This is a genomic window from Pseudoclavibacter sp. JSM 162008 (assembly GCF_041366455.1).
Taxonomy (GTDB): domain Bacteria; phylum Actinomycetota; class Actinomycetes; order Actinomycetales; family Microbacteriaceae; genus Pseudoclavibacter.
The window spans coordinates 1-1,052 of record NZ_JBEWYX010000046.1 but is presented as its reverse complement, the minus strand read 5'-3'; the positions used below and the strand labels follow the sequence as shown (position 1 = coordinate 1,052).

Below are 1,052 nucleotides of genomic sequence, written 5' to 3'. Positions count from 1 at the left end.
TGTCTTGCCCCGTGAGGTTGTGAACGCGGTCTGAGGGGCGTTGGCCGCCGATTCCGGTGTGGGGTCTGTGGTGATTGTAGTGATGGAGCCAGGTGTCGTAGGTCGCGGCCCTGGCATCGTCGCTGGTGTAGGTGTCCGCGTAGGCCCATTCGGTGGCGAGGGTGCGGTTGAACCGCTCGACCTTGCCATTGGTTTGTGGCCGGTAGGCGCGAGTCCGGCGGTGCTTGATGTTCATGCGCTCGAGCGCGTCGCGGAAGACACGGGATCGGTAGCAGGAGCCGTTATCCGTGATGACTTCGGTGACGGTGATCCCGACCGATGCGAAGTAGGCATTGGCTCGCGCCCAGAAGCAGGCCGCGGTCTCCTTCTTCTCGTTCTCGAGGATCTCTGAGTAGGCGAGTCTCGAGTGGTCATCGACGGCGTGGTGGAGGTAGGCATAGCCGACCCCGCGCTTCTTGCGGCCTTGCTGGCGGCCGAGTTTGCGGTGTCCGCCGCCGTCCGGGATGCGGCCGAGTTTCTTGATATCGACGTGGACGAGCTCGCCTGGTGCGGCGCGCTCATAGCGATGTGGGCGTGCCTTCCGGACGGGGAGGCCGGTGGCTTGGTCAAGGTGCGCGAGGTGGGGCATGCGGTAGCGGCGCAGGACGCGCCAGGCTTGCGAGGGCTCGATCCCGAGGTGGTAAGCGATGCGGTGCGGTCCCCAACGGCGGGTGAAGCGCATCCCGATAATGCGCCGCTCGACACGTTTCGGGCAGCGGCTCGGAGACGTGTGCGGGCGCGAGGAGCGATCCGTGAGAGGTTCCCCGGCTCGGTAGCGGTCGGCCCATTTCTTCGCGGTCGAGGGCGAGCACTGGAACCGTTCCGCGGCGCGGCGCAGGTTCCAGCCTTGCTCAACGACCAGGACCGCCAGACGGCGACGCCCTTCCGGGGTGAGGGGTGCGTTAGCGTGAGTCACGAGAACCTCCGTGGTCAGGATTTGAGTGTGGTAACCCACATCCTGCACGGAGGTTCTCGCTTCACGTCACCCGTTCACAACGTCCCGAGGCCATACA

At 65.6% G+C, this 1,052-nt stretch carries 1 protein-coding gene; it reads right to left on the bottom strand.

Going from position 1 to position 1,052, the window contains the following annotated elements; all coding sequences use genetic code 11:
* A partial coding sequence (locus tag ABVF28_RS17200; RefSeq protein WP_371031457.1) for an IS481 family transposase occupies nt 1-955 on the bottom strand: 955 nt, incomplete at its 3' end.
* Nucleotides 956-1,052 lie beyond the last annotated feature (97 nt).